The 19,160-nt window shown below is 69.7% G+C and carries 16 protein-coding genes; 8 read left to right on the plus strand and 8 right to left on the minus strand.

Annotation, left to right across the window (positions count from 1 at the left end):
- From PHR85_RS07055 to PHR85_RS07070, 4 genes are all read left to right on the plus strand, one after another.
- Positions 1-4,074, plus strand: coding sequence for a YhdP family protein (locus PHR85_RS07055; RefSeq protein WP_300052279.1), 4,074 nt, complete (start codon positions 1-3; stop codon positions 4,072-4,074).
- Entirely contained in the window at positions 4,071-4,877 is an 807-nt protein-coding gene (locus PHR85_RS07060) for a carbon-nitrogen hydrolase family protein (RefSeq protein WP_300052282.1), read from the plus strand. Before PHR85_RS07055 ends, PHR85_RS07060 begins: the two co-directional genes overlap by 4 nt.
- A gap of 67 nt (positions 4,878-4,944) precedes the next feature.
- Positions 4,945-6,207, plus strand: a complete 1,263-nt coding sequence (locus tag PHR85_RS07065) for an MltA domain-containing protein (protein WP_300052284.1) — start codon at positions 4,945-4,947, stop codon at positions 6,205-6,207.
- A gap of 37 nt (positions 6,208-6,244) precedes the next feature.
- Entirely contained in the window at positions 6,245-7,300 is a 1,056-nt protein-coding gene (locus tag PHR85_RS07070; RefSeq protein WP_300052287.1) for a 6-phosphofructokinase, read from the plus strand.
- 16 nt (positions 7,301-7,316) lie between these two features.
- On the opposite strand, the gene PHR85_RS07075 is transcribed toward PHR85_RS07070, so the two are convergent.
- The 3 genes from PHR85_RS07075 to tsaB are packed head-to-tail and all read right to left on the minus strand — an operon-like array spanning position 7,317 to position 9,630.
- The gene (locus PHR85_RS07075; protein ID WP_300052290.1) at positions 7,317-8,210 is read right to left on the minus strand and encodes a uracil-DNA glycosylase; all 894 of its coding nucleotides are present in this window, start codon (positions 8,208-8,210) and stop codon (positions 7,317-7,319) included.
- Entirely contained in the window at positions 8,207-8,785 is a 579-nt protein-coding gene (locus tag PHR85_RS07080; RefSeq protein WP_300052293.1) for a GNAT family N-acetyltransferase, read from the minus strand. Before PHR85_RS07080 ends, PHR85_RS07075 begins: the two co-directional genes overlap by 4 nt.
- Positions 8,782-9,630: a tRNA (adenosine(37)-N6)-threonylcarbamoyltransferase complex dimerization subunit type 1 TsaB gene (gene tsaB, locus PHR85_RS07085; protein WP_300052295.1), complete on the minus strand. Its 849-nt coding sequence runs from the start codon at positions 9,628-9,630 to the stop codon at positions 8,782-8,784. The genes PHR85_RS07080 and tsaB overlap by 4 nt, the downstream gene beginning before the upstream one ends.
- A gap of 128 nt (positions 9,631-9,758) precedes the next feature.
- Between tsaB and PHR85_RS07090 the strand changes: the two genes are divergently transcribed.
- Together PHR85_RS07090 and dacB are read left to right on the plus strand one after the other, a co-directional pair.
- Positions 9,759-10,868, plus strand: coding sequence for an RNA-guided endonuclease TnpB family protein (locus PHR85_RS07090; RefSeq protein WP_300052298.1), 1,110 nt, complete (start codon positions 9,759-9,761; stop codon positions 10,866-10,868).
- Positions 10,869-10,942: 74 nt separating this feature from the next.
- Positions 10,943-12,385, plus strand: a complete 1,443-nt coding sequence (dacB, locus tag PHR85_RS07095) for a D-alanyl-D-alanine carboxypeptidase/D-alanyl-D-alanine-endopeptidase (RefSeq protein WP_300052300.1) — start codon at positions 10,943-10,945, stop codon at positions 12,383-12,385.
- Here the strand turns inward: dacB and PHR85_RS07100 are convergent.
- Positions 12,382-12,972 (minus strand): diguanylate cyclase, encoded by a 591-nt coding sequence (locus PHR85_RS07100; protein WP_300052303.1) that lies wholly within the window; start codon positions 12,970-12,972, stop codon positions 12,382-12,384. The genes dacB and PHR85_RS07100 overlap by 4 nt on opposite strands.
- Before the next feature lie 272 nt (positions 12,973-13,244).
- On the opposite strand from PHR85_RS07100, the gene PHR85_RS07105 reads away from it, so the two are divergent.
- On the plus strand, positions 13,245-14,570 hold the full coding sequence (locus PHR85_RS07105) for an aromatic acid/H+ symport family MFS transporter (RefSeq protein WP_300052305.1): 1,326 nt from the start codon (positions 13,245-13,247) through the stop codon (positions 14,568-14,570).
- 105 nt (positions 14,571-14,675) lie between these two features.
- On the opposite strand, the gene maiA is transcribed toward PHR85_RS07105, so the two are convergent.
- The 4 genes from maiA to PHR85_RS07125 form a co-directional block, all read right to left on the minus strand.
- Positions 14,676-15,314: a maleylacetoacetate isomerase gene (gene maiA, locus PHR85_RS07110; RefSeq protein WP_300052307.1), complete on the minus strand. Its 639-nt coding sequence runs from the start codon at positions 15,312-15,314 to the stop codon at positions 14,676-14,678.
- A gap of 111 nt (positions 15,315-15,425) precedes the next feature.
- Entirely contained in the window at positions 15,426-16,127 is a 702-nt protein-coding gene (locus PHR85_RS07115) for a fumarylacetoacetate hydrolase family protein (protein WP_300052309.1), read from the minus strand.
- Between the two features lie 88 nt (positions 16,128-16,215).
- The gene (locus tag PHR85_RS07120; RefSeq protein ID WP_300052311.1) at positions 16,216-17,271 is read right to left on the minus strand and encodes a cupin domain-containing protein; all 1,056 of its coding nucleotides are present in this window, start codon (positions 17,269-17,271) and stop codon (positions 16,216-16,218) included.
- 33 nt (positions 17,272-17,304) lie between these two features.
- On the minus strand, positions 17,305-18,513 hold the full coding sequence (locus PHR85_RS07125; protein ID WP_300052314.1) for a 3-hydroxybenzoate 6-monooxygenase: 1,209 nt from the start codon (positions 18,511-18,513) through the stop codon (positions 17,305-17,307).
- A 145-nt stretch (positions 18,514-18,658) separates the two neighbouring features.
- Between PHR85_RS07125 and PHR85_RS07130 the strand changes: the two genes are divergently transcribed.
- A complete protein-coding gene (locus PHR85_RS07130) occupies positions 18,659-19,138 on the plus strand; it encodes a MarR family winged helix-turn-helix transcriptional regulator (RefSeq protein WP_300052317.1) in 480 nt (159 codons plus the stop codon).
- Positions 19,139-19,160 lie beyond the last annotated feature (22 nt).

Raw genomic sequence — 19,160 nt, forward strand, 5'->3', positions numbered from 1 at the left:
ATGAATCCAGTATCCAGCCACCCCTCGGCCATGCTGCGCCTGGCCGCCGGGTTGGCACGCGCCCTGCTCTGGCTGCTGCTGGCAGCCTGGTGCCTGATCGCACTCGGCTGGGGCGCGCTCCATTGGGTCATTGTGCCCCGAATCGGCCACTGGAAAGCTGACTTGGAACAAGCCGCCACGCAGGCACTGGGGGTACGGGTGGAGATCGGCGCGCTGCAGGCCGAATCGACCAGTGCGGTGCCCCAGCTGACGCTGCTCGACGTGCGCCTGCTAGACGCCCAGGGACGCGAGGCGCTGCGCCTGCCGCGCGTGCTGGGCGCGCTGTCGGTGCGCTCGCTGCTGAGCGGGGGTTTCGAACAGATCGTGGTCGATGCGCCCGAGCTGGAGCTGCGGCGCCGGGTCGACGGTGTGATCACGGTGGCGGGCATCGAGCTGTCGGATCGGGGCAGCCCGAGCGAGGCGGCCGACTGGTTCTTCTCGCAGCGCGAGTTCCTGCTGCGCGACGGCCTGCTGCGCTGGAGCGACGAGTTGCGCCCGCAGGCGCCGCCGCTGGAGCTGCGCGAGGTCAGCCTGCTGGTGCGCAACCCGGGCCGGCAGCATCAGCTGCGACTCGACGCCACGCCGCCGCCCGACTGGGGCTCGCGCTTCAGCCTGCGCGGGCGCTTTCGCCAGCCGCTGCTGTCGCTGGCCGGCGCGGGCGAGCTGAAGAGCTGGAGCGGCGAGCTCTACGGCAACTTCGACGAACTCAAGCTGCAGCGCCTGCGCCAGTACCTGGACCCGGGCGCGCTGCGGGCGATCGAGCTGCAGGACGGCGAAGGCGCGCTGAGCTTCTGGGCCGAGCTGCGGCGCGGCCAGTGGAGCGGCTTCACGGGTGAGCTGGCGCTGCGCCGGCTCGCGCTGCGGCTCGGCCCCGAGCTGACGCCGCTGGCGCTGCAGGAGCTGGCCGGCCATGTCGAGCTCAAGCGCCAGGACGGCGAGTTCGAACTCGCGACCGAACGGCTGGCCTTTCGCACCGGCGCAGGCCGGACCTGGCCGGGGGGCAATCTGCGTTACCGCGAGGCGCGCGCGCCGGACGGGACGCCGCGCGAGCGGCAGCTCCAGGGCGACCGGCTCGACCTGCTGGCGCTGCACCAGCTGGCCGAACACCTGCCCCTGCCCGCCGAGGGTCGGCAGTGGCTGGACCGGCTGCGGCCCACCGGGCTGGTCGAACAGCTTGATCTGCAATGGCGGGCCGGTCAAGCGCCACAGGGCCACTGGAAGGCCGAGGGGCGCGTGAGCGGACTGAGCTTGCGGGCCGGCCCCGATGAATCCGGCGGCATCGGGCGTCCGGGCCTGAACGGCGCCAGCCTCACGTTCGACGCGACCGAAGCCGGCGGACAGGCTAATCTGCAGCTGGAGCGCGGCGGACTCGACTTCCCGGGCCTGTTCGAGCAGCCCAGGCTGGACTTCGACCGGCTGCAAACCGAGTGGCAATGGAAAGTAGACGGCGAACGGATCGAGGTCGAGATCCCGCAGCTGAGCTTCGCCAACGCCGACGCCGAGGGTCAGGCCAAGGGGCGCTGGCAGACCAGCGATCCGGCCCGCAGCGGATCCAGACGCCGCTTCCCCGGTCAGCTTGAGCTCGACGCCACGCTGTCGCGCGCCGATGGCACGCGCGTGCACCGCTATCTGCCGTTGGGCGTGGGCACCGAGGCACGCCACTATGTGCGCGATTCGATCAAGCGCGGCCGATCGAACGATGCGCAATTCCGGGTCAAGGGCGACCTGTCGGATTTTCCCTTCAGTAAACCTGGTAGCGGCGAATTCAGCGTGCGCGCCAGCCTGAGCGGGGTCGAGCTCGACTATGTGCCGGCGCTGCGCAACGCCGAGGGCCGACCCGCCTGGCCGGCGCTGAGCCAGGCCGAGGGCGAGCTGCGGATTGACGGTAATTCGCTCGCCATCCTGAAAGGCCGGACCCAGGTCGCCGGCCTGCCGCTGCTGCGCGCCAGCCAGGTCGAGGCCCGCATCCCGGATCTGGCCCATGCCCCGCAACTGCAGATCAAGGGCCAGATCGCCGGTCCGGCGGCCGATGCGCTGGCCTTCGTCAACCGTTCGCCGCTGCTGGGCATGACGGGGCACGCGCTGGAGCAGACCCGCATCGATGGCCAGACCCAGGTCCAGCTCCAGCTCGACCTGCCGCTCGAACGGCTGGAGAACGCCAAGGTCGATGGCCAGGTGCAGTTTCCCGGCAACGACATGCAGTTCACGCCCGACACCCCGAAGCTGGCCGGCACCCGGGGCACGCTGCGCTTCAGCGAGCAGGGCTTCAACGTGCCGCAGGCGCGTACCCAGCTGCTGGGCGGCGAGCTGACTTTCCAGGGGGGCATGGCGCCAGGCCAGGGGGCGGCGGTGAGCTTCCGTGGCCAGGGCAGCGCGAGCGCCACCGGCCTGCGCCAGGCATCCGAATGGGCGCCACTGGCAACGCTGGGGCAGGTCGCCAGCGGCAGCACCGCCTACCAGGTGCAGCTCGATTTCCAGGGCGCCGCGACGACAGTGCTGGTCAACTCCAGCCTGCAAGGGATGGCCATCGCCCTGCCCACCCCGCTGGGCAAGGCGGCTGCCGACAGCCTGCCGGTGCGCTTCGAGATCGCGCCGCAAGCGGCGTCCGGCGGCCGCTGGCGCGACCTCATGAGCCTGGATCTGGGGCCGCCCGGCCAGCCCATCGTCAGCGCCCGCTACGAGCGCGAGCACGAAGGCGAACACACCCGGGTGCTGCGCGGCGCGCTGGCGCTGGGAGCCGAGCGCCCCGCCCTGCCGGCCAGGGGCGTGCAGGCACGGTTCGAGTTCGACCAGCTCCCACTCGACGCCTGGCAGGAAGCGCTGGGGGCGGTGGACCGCGCAGCGCCGGCAGCTCCGGCCGGTGCGGCGGGACCTGCTCACCCTTACTGGCCCGGCGTACTGGCACTGCGCGCCCGCCGGATCGAGCACGAAGGCCGCAGCTTCCATGACCTGAACCTGAACGGCACGCTGGAGCGCAACGGCTGGCGCGGCACGGTCGAGGCACGCCAGCTCAAGGGCCGGATCGAATACCAGCCGGCCGACGCCGACTCGCCCGGGCGCATCCAGGCCCGGCTGGAACGCCTGAGCCTGCCGCACAGCGCCGCCAGCGAGATCGAGCAGCTGACCCAGCAGGTGCCGGTGCGGCTGCCGGCGCTCGACATCGTGGTGCAGGACTTCGAGCTCGGCTCGCGCAAGCTGGGCCGGCTCGAAATCGAGGCGGTCAATCGCATGCCCGGCCCGGCCCAGCGCGGGGCCGGCAGCGTGTGGCGGCTCGAAAAGCTTAACCTGACCCTGCCCGAGGCGCGGCTGCAGGCCTCGGGCAACTGGGCCATCGCGGCGCTGCCCAAGGGCAGCGAGGCCGCGCAACGGCGCACCGCGCTGCAACTCAGGCTGGACATCAGCGATGCCGGCGCGCTGCTGGCGCGGCTGGGCATGCCGGGCGTGGTACGCGGCGGCCAGGGCAACTTGTCCGGCCAGGTCGGCTGGCTGGGCTCGCCACTGGCGCTGCATCCCCCCAGCCTGAACGGCGAACTGCAGCTCGACCTCGAGCACGGCCAGTTCCTGCAGGCCGATCCCGGCCTGGCCAAGCTGCTCGGCGTGCTGAGCCTGCAGGCACTGCCACGCCGTCTGACGCTGGACTTCCGCGACATCTTCAGCCAGGGCTTTGCCTTCGACTCGGTGCGTGGCGACGCGCAGATCGTGCAAGGCGTGATCAGCAGCGACAACCTGCAGATGAAGGGCGTCAACGCCGCCGTCTTGCTGGAGGGATCGGCCGATCTCGGCAGCGAAACGCAAGACATCACCGCGCTCGTGATCCCCGAGCTCAATGCCGGCGGCGCCTCGCTGATGGCGAGCCTGGTCAACCCGGCCATCGGGCTGGGCAGTTTCGTGGCGCAATACCTGCTCGGCAAGCCGCTGCAGGCGGCGGCCACGCAACAATTCCATGTCAGCGGCTCGTGGTACGACCCGAAAGTGGAAAAAATGCAGCGCAATGCCGCTAAGCTACCCAAAAACAATCCAGGAGCACAGCCATGAAAGTCGCCGCCATCCAGATGGTCTCGGAAATCAGCGTGGACCACAACCTGGCCCAGGCGCACCGGCTGCTCGACCAGGCCGCCGCGGCCGGCGCCGAGCTGGCCGTGCTGCCCGAGTATTTCTGCTTCATGGGCCACAACGACCGCGACAAGCTGCTGCTGGCCGAGACACCTGGGCTGGGCAAGGTGCAGGACTTCCTGTCCGACACGGCGCGCGAGCTCGGCCTCTGGATCGTGGGCGGCACCCTGCCGATGGCCACCGACGACCCCGAGCGCGCGGCCAATGCCTGCCTGGTCTACAACCCGAAGGGCAAGCTGGCCGCACGCTACGACAAGATCCACCTGTTCCGCTACGACAACGGCCGCGAACGCTATGACGAAGCCGCCGCGCTGGCCGCCGGCGAGCAGCCGACCAGCTTCGCGCTGAAGGACCATGGCGGCCAGGACTGGCGCGTGGGCCTGAGCGTGTGCTACGACCTGCGCTTTCCCGAGCTGTACCGCCAGCTCGGTGCCGACATCATCGTGGTGCCGTCGGCCTTCACGCACACGACCGGCCAGGCGCACTGGGAGGTGCTGCTGCGCGCCCGCGCGATCGAGAACCAGGCCTACGTGATCGCCAGCGCACAGGGCGGCCTGCACGAGAACGGCCGCCAGACCTGGGGCCAGACCCTGATCATCGACCCCTGGGGTCAGATCCTGGGCCAGCACGCGGTCGGCGCCGGCCTGGTGGTCTGCGAACTCGACCCGGCGCGGCTGCAGTCGGTGCGCCAGCAGTTGCCGGCACTGCAACACCGCAAACTGTGACCCATCTCCCCGCAGCGGCCTGGATAACAACGCGACGCGGAAGCCGAAGCGTGAGAAAATTTTCCGGATGAATCGCCCGCCCCCGCCATCCACAGCCCCCTCAGCCGGCCCCGAACGCCTGCTCGCAGCCGCCAGACGACACGCACGCCACTCGGCGCTCGCCGCGAGCGCCCTGCTGCTGGCCGCCTGCAGCACGGTGGATCAGCCACGGCCAGATCGCCTGCCGCCACACTCGGCTGGCGCGTCAACCGTCCCGAGGGCGCGGATCGCCGTGGTCACGCCACAGAGTTCGCAGGCCTGGCAATGGGCCGACAGCCAGCCGCTGCCGGCGCCGATCGCGCGCGGCAAGAGCGTCTGGACGCCGGCGCGCTGGAGCGAGCTGCCGGGCTGGGGCTACGACGCCCTGCACGAGGCCTGGAACGCCTGGCTGCGCAGCTGCGAACGGCCGGCGGCCGGCTTCGGCCCGGTCTGCGCCGAGGTGCGCCAGCTCACGCTGGGCGGCGCCGAGGAACAACACGACTGGCTGATGCGCCGCCTGCAGCCCTACCGCCTGAGCGCGCCCGCCGGCGAGACCAAGGGCCTGCTGACCGGCTACTACGAGCCGGTCATGAGCGCCAGCCGGCAAGCTGGCGCGGGCTTCGGCGTGCCACTGTATGGCCTGCCGCCCGGCGTGAGGAACGGATCGGCCTGGTACAGCCGGCAGGAGATGGAGCGCTCGCCGCAGGCACAGGCCGCGCTGCGCGGCCAGGAGATCGCCTGGCTGGCCGATCCGATCGACGCGCTGCTGCTGCAGATCCAGGGCTCGGGGCGGCTGACCATCACCGAGCCCGATGGCAGCCGGCGCCAGGTGCGGCTGGCCTACGCGGGCAACAACGGCCACCCTTACCAGAGCGTGGCGCGCTGGCTGCTCGACCGCAAGCTGATCAGCAGCGGCAGCTGGGAAGCGATCCGCGCCTGGGCACTGCAGAACCCGCAGCGCGTGCCCGAGATGCTGGCGGCCAACCCGCGCATGGTGTTCTTCCGCGAGGAGCCGCTCGGCGAGCTGGAGGCGCGCTTCGGCCCGCGCGGCGCGCAGGGCGTGGCGCTGACGCCGGGCCGCTCGATCGCGGTCGACCGCGACAGCATCCCCTACGGCACCCCGGTCTGGCTGCGCAGCGCCGGCCCGGCGGCACAGTTCGAGAAGCTGGTGCTGGCGCAGGACACCGGCAGCGCGATCGTCGGCGCGGTGCGCGCCGACTACTTCACGGGCTGGGGCGACGACGCCTACACCCTGGCGGCCGGCCTCAAGCAGCCGCTCGAGCTGTGGGCGCTGTGGCCACGCAGCCAGTAAGCCAGGCCCACCAGCGGGCCGCTACCAGGAGATCGATATGCGCATAGGCGTGCTCACCGGCGGCGGCGACTGCCCCGGACTCAACGCGGTGATCCGCGCGGTCACCAAGTCGCTGCTGCGGCAATGCGGCGCCGAGGTGATCGGCATCCACAACGGCTTCGCCGGGCTGATGGGCGAGGCGCCGCAGACCCGGACGCTCGACTGGGACCGCGTCAGCGGCATCCTGATGCAGGGCGGCACCATCCTGGGCACCAGCAACAAGGCCAATCCGCTGGCCAGCGAGGCGAGCGCGGCCCAGGCCATGACCAACGCGCGCGCGCTCGGACTCGATGCGCTGGTGGCGATCGGCGGCGACGGCACGATGGCGATCGCGCATGGCCTGAGCCTGCGCGGCCTGCACATCGTCGGCGTGCCCAAGACGATCGACAACGACATCGTGGGCTGCGAGCGCAGCTTCGGCTTCGACACCGCGGTCGCCACCGTGACCGAGGCGATCGAGCGCCTGCAGACCACCGGCCAGAGCCACGGCCGGGTCATGATCATCGAGACCATGGGCCGCTACGCGGGCTGGATCGCGCTCGAGGCCGGCCTGGCCGGTGCCGCCGACGTGATCCTGCTGCCCGAGATCGACTACTCGGTCGAGGCGGTGGCCGCGGTCTGCCGCGAGCGCGAGCAGCGCGGCCGCCACAGCCTGATCTGCATCGGCGAGGGCGCCAAGCCGCGCGGCGGCGCGCTCACGATCGAGCGGCGGGTGACCGACAGCCCGGACCCGATCCGGCTCGGCGGCGTAGGCCACGCGCTGCGCGAGCAACTGCAGCCGCTGCTGCAAAGCGAGGTGCGCGCGACCGTGCTGGGCCATGTGCAGCGCGGCGGCGCGCCGACACCGTTCGACCGCGTGCTGGCGACCCAGTTCGGCAACGAGGCGGCGCAGCTGATCATGGCCGGACGCTTCAACCAGATGGTCACGCTGCGGGGCGAGCGCCTGGCCAGCCTGCCGCTGGCCGAGGTCGCGCACCAGTCGCGCCACGTGCCGGCCGACCATCCGCTGCTGCGCACGGCCAGACAGATCGGGGTGTCGCTGGGGGAGGGCTGAAGCCCGGGCGGCCAGCTCAGCCTCTCGGCGGCAACCGTCCGAAGGCGTCGAGCGCCAGGCAGAGGTCGGCCCAGGACTTGGCCTTCTCGGCCGGGCTGCGCAGCAGATAGGCCGGGTGGTAGCTCACGACCAGCGGCAGGCGCCGGCCGGCGATCTCGATCTCGTGCACCCGGCCGCGCAGCTTGCCCAGCGGCAGCTGGCGCAGTGAATCGGCGCCGGGCTGGGTGGCATGGGCCAATAGCGTGTAGGCGGCGAAACGCCCGAGCGCGAGGATGAACCGGGGCCGCAGCAGCTCGATCTGGCGCAGCAGGTAGGGCTCGCACTGCGCGATCTCGACCGGATCGGGGTTGCGGTTCTGCGGCGGACGGCACTTGATCACGTTGGCGATATAGACCTGGTGCTGCCGGTCCAGCCCCATCGCGGCCAGCATGCGGTCGAGCAGCTGGCCGGCGCGGCCGACGAAGGGCAGGCCCTGGCGGTCCTCCTCCTCGCCCGGCGCCTCGCCGACGATCAGCCAATCGGGCGCGGGGTCGCCCATGCCGGGCACGGCTTGGCGCCGCCGCGTGCCGAGGTCACAGGCACGGCAGGCGCGGATCGCCTCCGCCAGCGCGGCCTGATCGGTCGGCACCTCGGCCAGCGGGATGACGGCACGCGCGGGCACCGGAGCCGGTGCGGTGACGGTGGGCGGGGCCGGCCTCTCCTGCTGGCGCGAGGGCTGCGGCACGCGCGTGGCAGCCGGGCTCGTGGCGGCTGCCGTCACGCCACGCACCGCGGGCGCGGCGGCTGGCTGGGTCGCTGGCGGCTGCCGCGCCTGCGCCTCCTGCCACCAGCAGTTGATGCCCATCTCGGCCAGCATGGCGGCGTGGCGTGTCTCCAGCCGTGGCAGGTCTTGCAGTCCGATGTCGCTCATGCCTGGGCCTCCGTGTCGGCTGCGGTGGCCGGATCGGCTGGCAGCAGCGCCAGGCTCATCACCACGGCATCCTCGCGCTGACCACCGTCGGCCGGGTAGTAGCCGCGCCGCAGCCCGGCCTGGGCAAAACCCAGGTCCTGGTAGAGCGCGCGCGCGCCCTGGTTGCCGGCGCGCACTTCGAGCCACAGGAATTCCGCACCCTGCAGCCGCGACCAGGCCCGCAGGGCCTCCAGCAGCAGGCGGGCGCAACCCTGGCGCCGATGCAGCGGCACCGTCGTGATGTTGAGCAGATGCGTTTCGCGGTAGCCCGGCATCGCGACCAGATAGGCCAGCAGCAGGCGGCCGTCGGCCAGGCGTGGCGCGTCATCCCATGCGGGCGGATCGCCGGGCAGCGCTGGCGTGACCAGCAGCTGGCACCAGTAGCCAGCCGCGATCGAGTCACGGAAATGGCCCTCGCCCCAGGGATGCGGGTGGCTGCCGCGCTCGACCTCGGCCACCAGCGGCGGCAGGGACGAGTCCATCGTCACCAGCGCCCAGGGCCGGTCGGCGCCGACGGCTTGGGCGGCCAGCTTCATGCGCCGGCTCCGGCGCCAGCCGCCGCAGCAGCGAGCTTGGCGGCCTTGATGCGCTCGCGCTCCTCGGTGGTCTGGGCCACCTTGTCGCGCACATAAAGCGGTTGCGCCGCAGCGGCGGGCACCGCGGCCCCGGCGGCACAGAGCGCGGGCGCCAGCCTGAGCATGGCGGCGGCAGTCGGCCAGGCGGCCTCCTGGGGCGCGGCCTGCCAGGCGGCGGGCAGGCGCTGGCCGTAGACCGGCACCGCGTTGCCGGCCAGCAGCGGGGTCGGGCCGGTACCGGCCTCGGGCCAGCCGTCGGCCAGCTGCAGCGCCTCGGGCGCACTCAGCCAGGGCCGACCCGCCGCACGCGGCAACGCGCCGGCCAGATCGAATTCAGCGACGTAGAGCTCGTCCATGCGCGCGTCGAGCGCGGCGACGATGCGGTGCGGGCAGGATTCGCCGCGCTGCTCGCGCTGCCAGCGCGCCTGCTCGGCGACCGCCTGCAGGGTATCGACCGGCAGCACCGGGATGCCGCCCGGGCGACCCGCGAGCGCCAGCCCCTGCACCACCGCGCAGGCGGTGCGCAGGCCGGTGAAGCTGCCCGGGCCGCGTCCGAAGGCGATCGCGTCGAGCCCAGCCAGCTTCCAGCCGGCCTGTTCCAGCAGGGAGCGGATCAGCGGAATCAGCGCGGCCGAGGCCTGCGCGCCACCGGCGCCCTCGTGCAGCAGCCAGCCCTCGGGCTGGTCCGGGCTGCCGAGCGCGACGCTCAGACGGTCGGTGCTGGTGTCGATCGCCAGCACGCGCGCGCCGGGCGGCAGGGTGGCGGGCAGGTCGGCGTAGGGCGAAATGGACGAAAGGGGTTGCATTTAGTTACCGTATGATCTGCTTAATTCTTATCTTTCATGCTCATACCTGCTCACGCACTGTGACGGCATGACGGGAAGAACTGCAAGCCTGTTCAAGCCGTGTGGGTTCGTGCCAGAATTATGCTGCCATGCTGATCGCGCACAAGATTGCTCTCGATCCGAACAACGCACAGGCCACTCATCTGGCCCGCGCGGCGGGCGTGGCGCGCTTCGCCTACAACTGGGCGCTGGCCGAGTGGCAGCGCCAGTACGAGGCCCGCAAGCTTGATCTGACGCTGCCCCAACCCTCGCAAGCTGCCTTGCGCCGCCAGCTCAACGCCGTCAAGCGCGAGCAGTTCCCGTGGATGATGGAGGTGACGAAGAACGCGCCGCAGATGGCGATCATCCAGCTGGGCCAGGCGTTCCAGAACTTCTTTGCCGGCCGCGCCAAGTATCCGCAGTTTCGCAAGAAGGGTCAGCACGACCGCTTCAGTCTCAGCAACGATCAGTTCAGTCTCGACGCCTCGCGCATCCGCATCCCCAATCTCGGCTGGGTACGGATGCGCGAGACGTTGCGTTGCGCGGTCGGTGTGGATCTGGGCGTCTCGGCACTCGCCACGCTTTCGACGGGAGAGGTGATTCCCGGTCCAAAGCCTCACAAGGCCTTGCTGGGTCGCTTGCAACGGCTCTCGCGCGGCCTGTCACGCAAGCAGAAGGGATCAGCCAACAGAACGAAGGCCAAGTCCAGGCTGGCGAAGTTGCATGCCCGTATCGCCAACATCCGTTCGGACGCGCTGCACCAGCTCACGACGAGCCTCACGCGCCGCTTCCACACCATCGGCATCGGCATCGGCATCGGCATCGAGGATCTGAACGTGCGCGGCATGGTGAAAAACCGCCGTTTGGCGCGCAGCATCACCGACATGGGTTTCTTCGAGCTGCGGCGGCAACTGGAATACAAGGCCGTGATGCGCGGCGGGCAGGTGGTGGTGGCGGATCGCTGGTACCCCAGCAGCAAGACCTGTTCGGGCTGCGGGCATCGACTCGACGAGCTACCGCTGTCGGTGCGCGAGTGGACCTGTCCGGCCTGCGGCGCTGTCCACGACCGCGACGTGAACGCGGCTGTGAATCTCAAGAACATGGCCGTGAGTTCCACGGTTTCAGCCTGTGGAGAGGAGGGCTCTGGCCGCCGTCGCAAGACGGGGGCGAAACCAGCCTCGGCGAAGCAGGAAGTCAGCTTTGTTGATGTTTGTACATGAATGAGCAAGTCTGACGGAACGGCGCGGCGGAAACGGACATGGCGCGATTATCCTCGGCACGGATAATGACCGCCATGCTGGAGCGACTCCCAACCCCGAAACTCATCTTCGCCGGGCTGCTGGCGCTGGCGTTCTGCGGCGCAGCACAGGCGCAACTGCCGCCCGAAGTCACCGCCCTGCTCGCGCGCGCCAAGGTGCCGGCCGATGCGCTGGCCGCCGTGGTGCTCGACACGCGCCCCGGCGCCGCGCCGCTGCTGGCCTGGCGTGCCGACGCGCCGGTCAACCCGGCCTCCACGCTCAAGCTGGTCACGACCTACGCCTCGCTCGACCGGCTCGGCCCCGACTTTCGCTGGCAGACCCGGGTCTACAGCGACGGCGCGGTGCGTGACGGCGTGCTGCACGGCGACCTTTACCTGCAGGGTGGCGGCGACCCCAAGCTGGTGAGCGAACGGCTCTGGCTGCTGCTGCGCCGGGTCCAGGGGCTGGGCATCCGGCGCATCGCGGGCGATATCGTGCTCGACCGCAGCGCCTTCGATCTGCCCGAGACCGACCCGGGCGCCTTCGATGGCGAACCGCTCAAGCCCTACAACGCCGCGCCCGACGCGCTGCTGGTCAACTACCGCAGCCAGCTGTTCGGCTTCACGCCCGACCCCGAGGCGGGCGTTGCGCGCGTGACGCTGGAGCCACCGCTGGCCGGCGTCGAGCTGCCCGCGAGCGTGCCGCTCGACACCGGCCGCCCGGACGCAGCCGAGTCCTGTGGTGACTGGCGCGGCGCGCTACGCGCCGACTTCTCGGACCCGCTGCGCCCGCGCTTTGCCGGCCGCTATCCGCTGTCCTGCGGCACGCGCGAATGGCCTATCGCCCACCCCGAGCCGGCCCGCATGGCAGGGCGCGCCATCGCCGGCCTCTGGGCCACGCTGGGCGGCCAGCTCGGCGGCCAGGTGCGCGAGGGCCGGGTGCCACCGCAGGCCAGCCTGCGGCTGAGTTTCGAGTCGCCACCACTGGCCGAGGTGGTGCGCGAGACCAACAAGTACAGCAACAACGTGATGGCGCAGCAGATCTTCCTGACGCTGGGCCGGGCCGGGCGCGATGGCGCACCCACCGGCTGGGACGCGGCCCGACAGGCGCTGGAAGGCTGGTGGCGGGACAAGCTGGGGCCGGGCACCCGGCTGCCCGAAGTCGGCAACGGCAGCGGGCTCGGCCGTGACGCGCGCCTGAGCGCCGATGCGCTGGCGCGCCTGCTGCAACTGGCCTGGCAATCCGGGCTGATGCCCGACCTGGCCGCCTCGCTGCCAGCCAGTGGCCTGGACGGGACGCTGCGGCGCAGCGCCCTGGAAGCGGGCCAGGCCCACCTCAAGACCGGCAGCCTGCGCGACGTGCAGGCACTGGCCGGCTATGTGCATGGCGCCGACGGGCAGCGCCGCGTGCTGGTCGCGATCGTCAACCACGACAACGCCCGCGCCGCCAAGCCGGCGCTCGAAGCCCTGGTGCGCTGGGCCGCGCAGCGCGAACCCTAAGGCTCGATTTCCACCCGGCCCGCTCCGTTGGCCCGGGTCGCGTCGAGCGCGCGCTGCGCCGCGGCGGCCATCGCCAGCGCCAGCTCGCCGATGCTTTCGCGCGGGTCGGGCTGGCGGGCGTGCACGCCCACGCTCACGCTGGCCGCCCGGGGCTCGCCATCGAGCTCCAGCCCGCGCCGGGCCAGGCCGTCGCACAGGTCCTGCGCCAGCACGAGCGCCGCGCCGACATCGGAATCCGGCAGCACGATCAGGAAATGGCCCTCGTCCCATTGCCCCAGCAGGTCGTGATCGCGCGTGCGGGCGATCAGGCGCTGCGCGAACGACCGCAGCCAGGCGGGCGGATGGGGGCCATCGCATTCGACCATGAGCACGGCCACCGGATGACGCCGCCTCGCCGCCAGCGCGAGTTGCCGCCCGAGCAGTTCGAGCAGCAAGGCACGTCCATAGAGGCCGCTGCGGGGATCGCGCCAGGCCAGGCCGGCCTCGCGCATCCGTGAGCGGCGCCGCTCCCAGGCCATGCCCGTCAGCCACGCGGCCGCCACCAGCAGGACAAGGCCGGACAGAACGAGCAACAGGGTGAACGACATGGGCGGGACGGCAACGCGACGGAATGCGTGCGGCCAGTCTGCCTCAAACGAGGGCCGCTGCACCAGTCCACGGACATGAATCTTTGCAGCAGTCGCGAAACGCCCAGCCGGAGAACGGGTCAAGCGGACGTCATAATTTGATTGCATACTGAATATCTGTATACAACTATACTGTGTACTGATAGTTTTTATAATCGGGGAATGCCGGTTTCGCATCGGTAGCATCCAGCCCCGCGCTGGCCGGAAACCCCGACTTTCAACTGGAGACAAACATGTCAAACCTAACTTCTGATCCCGGGCTGGAAGCCCGCCGCATGCGCACCGTGACTTGGGTCGTGACCCTCGCCACCCTGGGCCTGCTGTTCGACGGCTATGACCTCGTGGTCTACGGCGCCGTGGTCTCGACCTTCCTGCGCGATCCCTCGCAACTCGGCCCCGTGACCCCGGCCATCGCCGGCATGATGGGCAGCTACATGCTGTTCGGCGTGATGATCGGTGCACTGCTGGCCGGCACCGTCGGCGACATCCTGGGCCGTCGCAAGGTGATCCTGGCCTCCTATGCCTGGTTCTCGATCGGCATGGCGCTGACCGCCATGAGCACCAGCACCACCACCTTCGGCTGGCTGCGCTTCTTCACCGGCCTGGGCGTGGGCTCGCTGGTCGCGACGACCGCCGCGCTGGTGGCCGAATACGCGCCCAAGGGCAAGAAGAACATGATCAACGCCATCACCAACGGCGGCATCCCGCTGGGCAGCCTGCTGTCGGCGCTGCTGGCCATCCTGCTGATGGACAAGATCGGCTGGCGCGGCATGTTCTGGATCGGCGCCATGCCCCTGGTCACGCTGCTGCCGCTGGCCTACTTCAAGATGCCCGAGTCGGTCGCCTGGCTGGCCGCGCGCGGCCGCATGGACGAGGCGCGCGCCATGTCCGAGCGCACCGGCGTGCCGATTCCCGAACTCGCCACCACGACCTCGGACCAGAACCAGCCGAGCGGCCATGACAAGACCGGCTTCGCCGGCCTGTTCACCGCCCACTACCTGTTCCCGACCCTGATCCTGGGCCTGATGAGCGCGACCGGCCTGGTGCTGGTGTATTCGCTCAACACCTGGCTGCCCGAGCTGATGCTGCGCGCCGGCTTCAACGCCAAGGGCTCGCTGTCCTTCCTGCTGGTGCTCAACGGCGGCTCGCTGTTCGGCGCCCTGCTGGCCTCGCGCTTCGCCGACCGCTTCGGTCCCAAGCCGGTGGTGGCCGCGACCTTCTCGATCGGCGCGGTCGCGCTGATCCTGCTGACGCTGGGCCTGCCGCTGGCGGCACTGCTGTGCATCGTGGCCATCGTCGGTCTGGGCACCAGCGGCACCCAGACGCTGATCTACGGCTTCGTCGCCAACTACTACCGCACCAATGTGCGCGCCGCTGGCGTGGCCTGGTGCGCGGGCTTCGGCCGCCTGGGCGGCATCGCCGGTCCGATGCTGGGCAGCGTGCTGATCAGCGCGGGCATCCAGCTCGACTCGATCTTCTATGTGCTGGCCGGCATTGGCCTGTTCGGCGTGCTGCTGACGCTGCTGGTGCCGATGGCGCGCAGCGCCGCCAACCGCTGACATGAACCCGGCCCCAGCGGCCGGGAACGGAATGAAAAACCCCCGCGGGCTGCGAGCCGGCGGGGGTTTTTCATGGCGCAGGGGACTCGCCCCTGCTGCGCGGAATCAGACCGCGTCGGGCTGGGCGGCCGGTGCCGCCTTGCTGAAGGCTTCCAGTTCGCCGCAGGCGGCATCGATCGCGCTGATCAGCGGCCAGCGGCTCAGGTCGACCTTGAAGCGGCGCGCGCTCTCGACCTGCGGGATCAGGTAGCAGTCGGCGATGGTCGGCTGGTCGCCATGGCTGAAGCGGCCACGGTTGGCGTCGGCGGCCAGCAGCGCCTCGTAGGCGTCGAAACCGGCGCTGATCCAGGTGCCGCACCAGGCGTTGATCGCCTCGTCATCGGCGCCAAAGGTCTTGCGCAGGTATTCGAGGATGCGGCGGTTGTTTACGGGATGGATGTCGCAACCCACGATCGCGGCCAGCGCGCGCACCTTCTGGCGACCCGTGGCGTCAGCCGGCAGCAGCGCCGGGGTCGGGTACTGCTCTTCCAGCCACTCGATGATGGCGGGCGACTGGATCAGCACCTCGCTGCCGGTATCGAGCGCGGGCACCAGCTGCTGCGGGTTGACGGCCTTGAACTCGTCGCTCAGGTGCTTTTCCTTGCCCAGGTGCACGGCCACGTATTCGGTGTCCAGGCCCTTGAGGTTGAGTGCGATGCGGGTGCGATGCGAGGTGCCGCTGCGCCAGAAGTTGTAGAGCTTCATATGAAATCCTGATTCAGACTGGAGGACGGACGCACAGCCTAGCACGCCCGCCACGAAAAAAAACCCCTGCACGGGCTGGCCAGCGCAGGGGTCGAAGGCAAATCGTGCGACTTACTCGGCCGCGCCGACGGTCAGTGCCACTTCACCCACGCCAGCCACATGGCCGGTGATCTTGTCGCCCGCCACCACGGCGCCCACGCCTTCGGGGGTGCCGGTGTAGATCAGGTCGCCCGGCTGCAGGTGGTAGTACAGCGACAGGTCGGCGATGATTTCACGCACGTTCCAGATCAGCTTGTTGACGTCCGACTTCTGCTTGGTCACGCCGTTGACTTCGAGCGCGATCTCGCCGCTGTCGATGATCTGGCCTTCCATCGGCACGATCTCGGAGCAGACCGACGACTGCTCGACGTCCTTGCCGGTGTCCCACGGACGGCCCTTGTCGCGTGCCACCAGCTGCAGGTCGCGGCGGGTCATGTCGAGGCCGGTGGCATAGCCGTAGATCAGCTCGTGGGCCTTGTCCTCGGGCACGCGGAAGCCCGGCTTGCCGATCGCGACCACCAGCTCCATCTCGAAGTGGTAGTTGCTGGTCTCGGGCGGGTAGGCCACGGTGGCGCCGCTGTCGACCAGGGTGTCGCGCGACTTGGTGAAGTAGAAGGCGCGCTCGACCGACTTGTCGACCGGGCGGCCCATTTCGACGGCGTGCGCGTGGTAGTTGCGGCCGACGAAGAACAGGCGGTTGATCGGGAAACGCTCTTCCTTGCCCTGGATCGGCAGGGACTGGACTTCGGGCGGGTTGAACAGGTACTGTGCCATTGCGGTGCTTCCTAGAAAATCGGTTTCAAAACGACGGAAAACCGGAGCCACCATATGAGAGCAGCTCCGGCCTGTCAGTGACGGCTGATCAGCCGCGGTTCTCGTAGACGCCGAGCTTGCGGTGCAGCGGCGACTCGTCGGCGACGAAGATGAAGGCCGGCTCGGTGGCCGAGCGGTTGGTCAGCGTCGCGGCGGTGTAGCCCGGCACGGCGCAGGTGTCGGCCTCGGCCAGGGTGAAGGCGCTGCCTTCGACCTGGACATCGGCGCTGCCTTCGATCGGGTGCAGCACCTGGGCCGGCGAACGCGCCGGCAGACGCTGGGTCTGGCCCGGGCGCAGCATCAGGGCGTAGAAGCCCAGGATGTTCTCGGCGTCCTTGCCGGTCTCGGGGTTGACATAGGTCACCTGCACGGCTTCCAGCTCGGGCTGGTCCTCGCCCAGCGACAGCAGCGCGGCCTTGGCGTCGGCCCAGGGGTAGCGCAGCATCGGGTAGGCCTTGTCGGAACGACCGAACACCGGGGTCGGCACCACGCCGCCACGGGCATAGGCCTTGGCGCCCTGGCCCGGCACGACGGTCTGGCTCGGCACTTCCTCGTGGTAGGAGGCCTCGACATAGTAGACCAGCGGCAGGTCCAGCACGTCGAGCCAGATCACCGGCTCGGTGCCGTCATGGCCATGCTCGTGCCACAGGCCGGTCGGGGTCAGGATCAGGTCGCCGCGGCTCATCGGGCATTTCTCGCCGTTGACCAGGGTCCAGGCGCCTTCGCCCTCGACCACCATGCGGATCGCGTTCGGGGTGTGGCGGTGCGCCGGTGCCAGTTCGCCCGGCAGCAGCAGCTGCATGCCCAGGTACATGGCGGCGCTGGCCTGCATCTTCTCCAGGCCATGGCCCGGGTTGGCCAGCACCAGCACGCGGCGCTCGGCCTTCTCGATCGGGGTCAGCTCGCCGGCCTTCAGCAGCAGCTCGCGCAGCTTGGCGTAGGGCCAGTGGGTCGGCTGGGTCCTGCGCGTCGGCACATGCGGCGGCAGCACCGCGCGCAGGCTGGGCCAGAGCGGGACCAGGTTGTTGGCGCTCAGCTCGTCGCGGTAGTCCTGCGGCAGGTCTTCCAGACGGCCCAGGGTGTCAAAACGGCCAGTATCTTGCATCTTGATGTCCTTTTACGTGACAGGTTGCGAGTATCAGCCCTGTTGCAGGCAGTTGGTGACGTTCCAGCCGTACAGCCACTCGATCGCGTCATAGAAACGCTCTTGGGTGCGGCCCTTCCACAGGCTGTTGCGGATCTGGCGCTCGACGCCCTTGGCGTGGTAGAGGCGGCCCATTTCGCGTCCCGACAGCACGATGCGGCCGGTGCGGGCGATACGGTTCTTCTGGTACAGGTCCAGGGCCTTGACCCAGTCCTTGTTGGTGACACGCAGCGCTTCGCCCAGGGTCACGGCATCTTCCAGCGCCATGCAGGCGCCTTGAGCCATGTACTGGGTGGTCGGGTGAGCGGCATCGCCCAGGATGGTGACGCGGCCAAAGCTCCATTGCGCGATCGGCTCGCGGTCAGCGGTGGCCCAGCGTTTCCAGGTCTTGGGCAGCTCGATCAGCTGGCGCGCCTTGGGGCAGATGCCCTGGAAGTAGCTCTCGACTTCTTCCTTGGAGCCGTCGGTCACGCCCCACTGCTCTTGCTGGCGGCTGTGGAAGGTCACGACCACGTTGTACTGCTCGCCGCCGCGCAGCGGGTAGTGCACCAGGTGGCAGTTCGGGCCGGCCCACAGGCTGGCGGCGTTCCACTTCAGGTCATCCGGGAAATCTTCCTTCTCGACCACGGCACGGTAGACCACATGGCCGGTCACGCGCGGCGGGTCGTTGACATACTGCGCGCGCACCACCGACTTGCCGCCGTCGGCGCCGATCAGGGCCTGGCCGGTCCAGCGCTTGCCGTTCTGGTCGATCACGGTGACGGTGCCGGCGGCCTCGTCCTGCTCGATCTTCTCGATGCGGGTGTTGGTGAAGAATTCCACCTGGCCGGTTTCCACGGCGCCTTCGAGCAGCGAACCGTGGATGTCGACGCGGTGGATCACGGCGTAGGGGTTGCCGAAGCGCTTGCGGAAGGCCTCGCCGGTCTCGATCTTTCCGACCAGGGACTCGTCAATCGCGTCGTGCATCACCATGCAGTCGGTGTAGACGGCGCGAGCACGAGTCTTGTCGCCAACGCCCAGCGCGTCGAAGGCGTGGAAGGCGTTCGGGCCGAGCTGGATGCCAGCACCGATTTCACCGATCTCGGGCGCCTGTTCGAACACCTGGACATGGAAGCCTTGACGCACCAGCGCCAGCGCTGCGGCCAAGCCGCCAATGCCACCACCGGACACCAGGACGGGCAACTCGGATTTGATTTCGCTCATATCTACGCTCCAGGAAAAAACAGGGTTGAGGCCGGCCGGCTGCCGCCGCTCCGGATTAATCAGTACACAGACGATTAGTATAGATACAAATTGAAGGAACGCAAGAGGGTTTTCCCTAGGTTGGCTTGCGCTAGACTGCCGGCGCATGGAGTCCACACGACCAGACAGCGTACGGTTAGATGCCCAACCCGGCCATGCGATACGTCGCCTGCACCAGATTTCGGTTGGCATCTTTCACCAGGAAACGCAAGACCTCAACATCACGCCGGTGCAATACGCCATCCTGCAGACGGTGCGCGACCTGCCCAGCTGCGACCAGCGCACGCTGGCGGGGCGCATCGCGCTCGACACCTCGACCACGGCCGGCGTGGTCGATCGGCTGGAGGCGCGCGGGCTGCTGGCACGCCGCATCTCGCCCGAGGACCGGCGCGTGCGCCTGCTCACGCTGACCCATGCCGGCGAGCTGCTGCTGGCGCAGACCCTGCACGGCATGGAGCGGACCCAGGAGCGCATCCTGGAACCGCTGGACAGCGAACAGAAGCGCCAGTTCATGATGCTGCTGCAGCTGCTGGTGACCGAGAACAACGACCTCTCGCGCGCGCCTGGCGACAAGCCGCAACGCTGAACGACGGGCTGGCCGCGCCACT

It is taken from the genome of Malikia sp., from assembly GCF_028687635.1.
In the GTDB taxonomy this organism is placed as follows: Bacteria; Pseudomonadota; Gammaproteobacteria; order Burkholderiales; family Burkholderiaceae_C; genus Malikia.

Excerpts from the sequence above, each read along its gene's own strand:
- PHR85_RS07055 (WP_300052279.1), top strand. The coding sequence starts at position 1 with ATGAATCCAGTATCCAGCCACCCCTCGGCCATGCTGCGCCTGGCCGCC.
- PHR85_RS07060 (WP_300052282.1), top strand. The coding sequence starts at position 4,071 with ATGAAAGTCGCCGCCATCCAGATGGTCTCGGAAATCAGCGTGGACCAC.
- PHR85_RS07065 (WP_300052284.1), top strand. The coding sequence starts at position 4,945 with ATGAATCGCCCGCCCCCGCCATCCACAGCCCCCTCAGCCGGCCCCGAA.
- PHR85_RS07070 (WP_300052287.1), top strand. The coding sequence starts at position 6,245 with ATGCGCATAGGCGTGCTCACCGGCGGCGGCGACTGCCCCGGACTCAAC.
- PHR85_RS07075 (WP_300052290.1), bottom strand. The coding sequence starts at position 8,210 with ATGAGCGACATCGGACTGCAAGACCTGCCACGGCTGGAGACACGCCAC.
- PHR85_RS07080 (WP_300052293.1), bottom strand. The coding sequence starts at position 8,785 with ATGAAGCTGGCCGCCCAAGCCGTCGGCGCCGACCGGCCCTGGGCGCTG.
- tsaB (WP_300052295.1), bottom strand. The coding sequence starts at position 9,630 with ATGCAACCCCTTTCGTCCATTTCGCCCTACGCCGACCTGCCCGCCACC.
- PHR85_RS07090 (WP_300052298.1), top strand. The coding sequence starts at position 9,759 with ATGCTGATCGCGCACAAGATTGCTCTCGATCCGAACAACGCACAGGCC.
- dacB (WP_300052300.1), top strand. The coding sequence starts at position 10,943 with ATGCTGGAGCGACTCCCAACCCCGAAACTCATCTTCGCCGGGCTGCTG.
- PHR85_RS07100 (WP_300052303.1), bottom strand. The coding sequence starts at position 12,972 with ATGTCGTTCACCCTGTTGCTCGTTCTGTCCGGCCTTGTCCTGCTGGTG.
- PHR85_RS07105 (WP_300052305.1), top strand. The coding sequence starts at position 13,245 with ATGTCAAACCTAACTTCTGATCCCGGGCTGGAAGCCCGCCGCATGCGC.
- maiA (WP_300052307.1), bottom strand. The coding sequence starts at position 15,314 with ATGAAGCTCTACAACTTCTGGCGCAGCGGCACCTCGCATCGCACCCGC.
- PHR85_RS07115 (WP_300052309.1), bottom strand. The coding sequence starts at position 16,127 with ATGGCACAGTACCTGTTCAACCCGCCCGAAGTCCAGTCCCTGCCGATC.
- PHR85_RS07120 (WP_300052311.1), bottom strand. The coding sequence starts at position 17,271 with ATGCAAGATACTGGCCGTTTTGACACCCTGGGCCGTCTGGAAGACCTG.
- PHR85_RS07125 (WP_300052314.1), bottom strand. The coding sequence starts at position 18,513 with ATGAGCGAAATCAAATCCGAGTTGCCCGTCCTGGTGTCCGGTGGTGGC.
- PHR85_RS07130 (WP_300052317.1), top strand. The coding sequence starts at position 18,659 with ATGGAGTCCACACGACCAGACAGCGTACGGTTAGATGCCCAACCCGGC.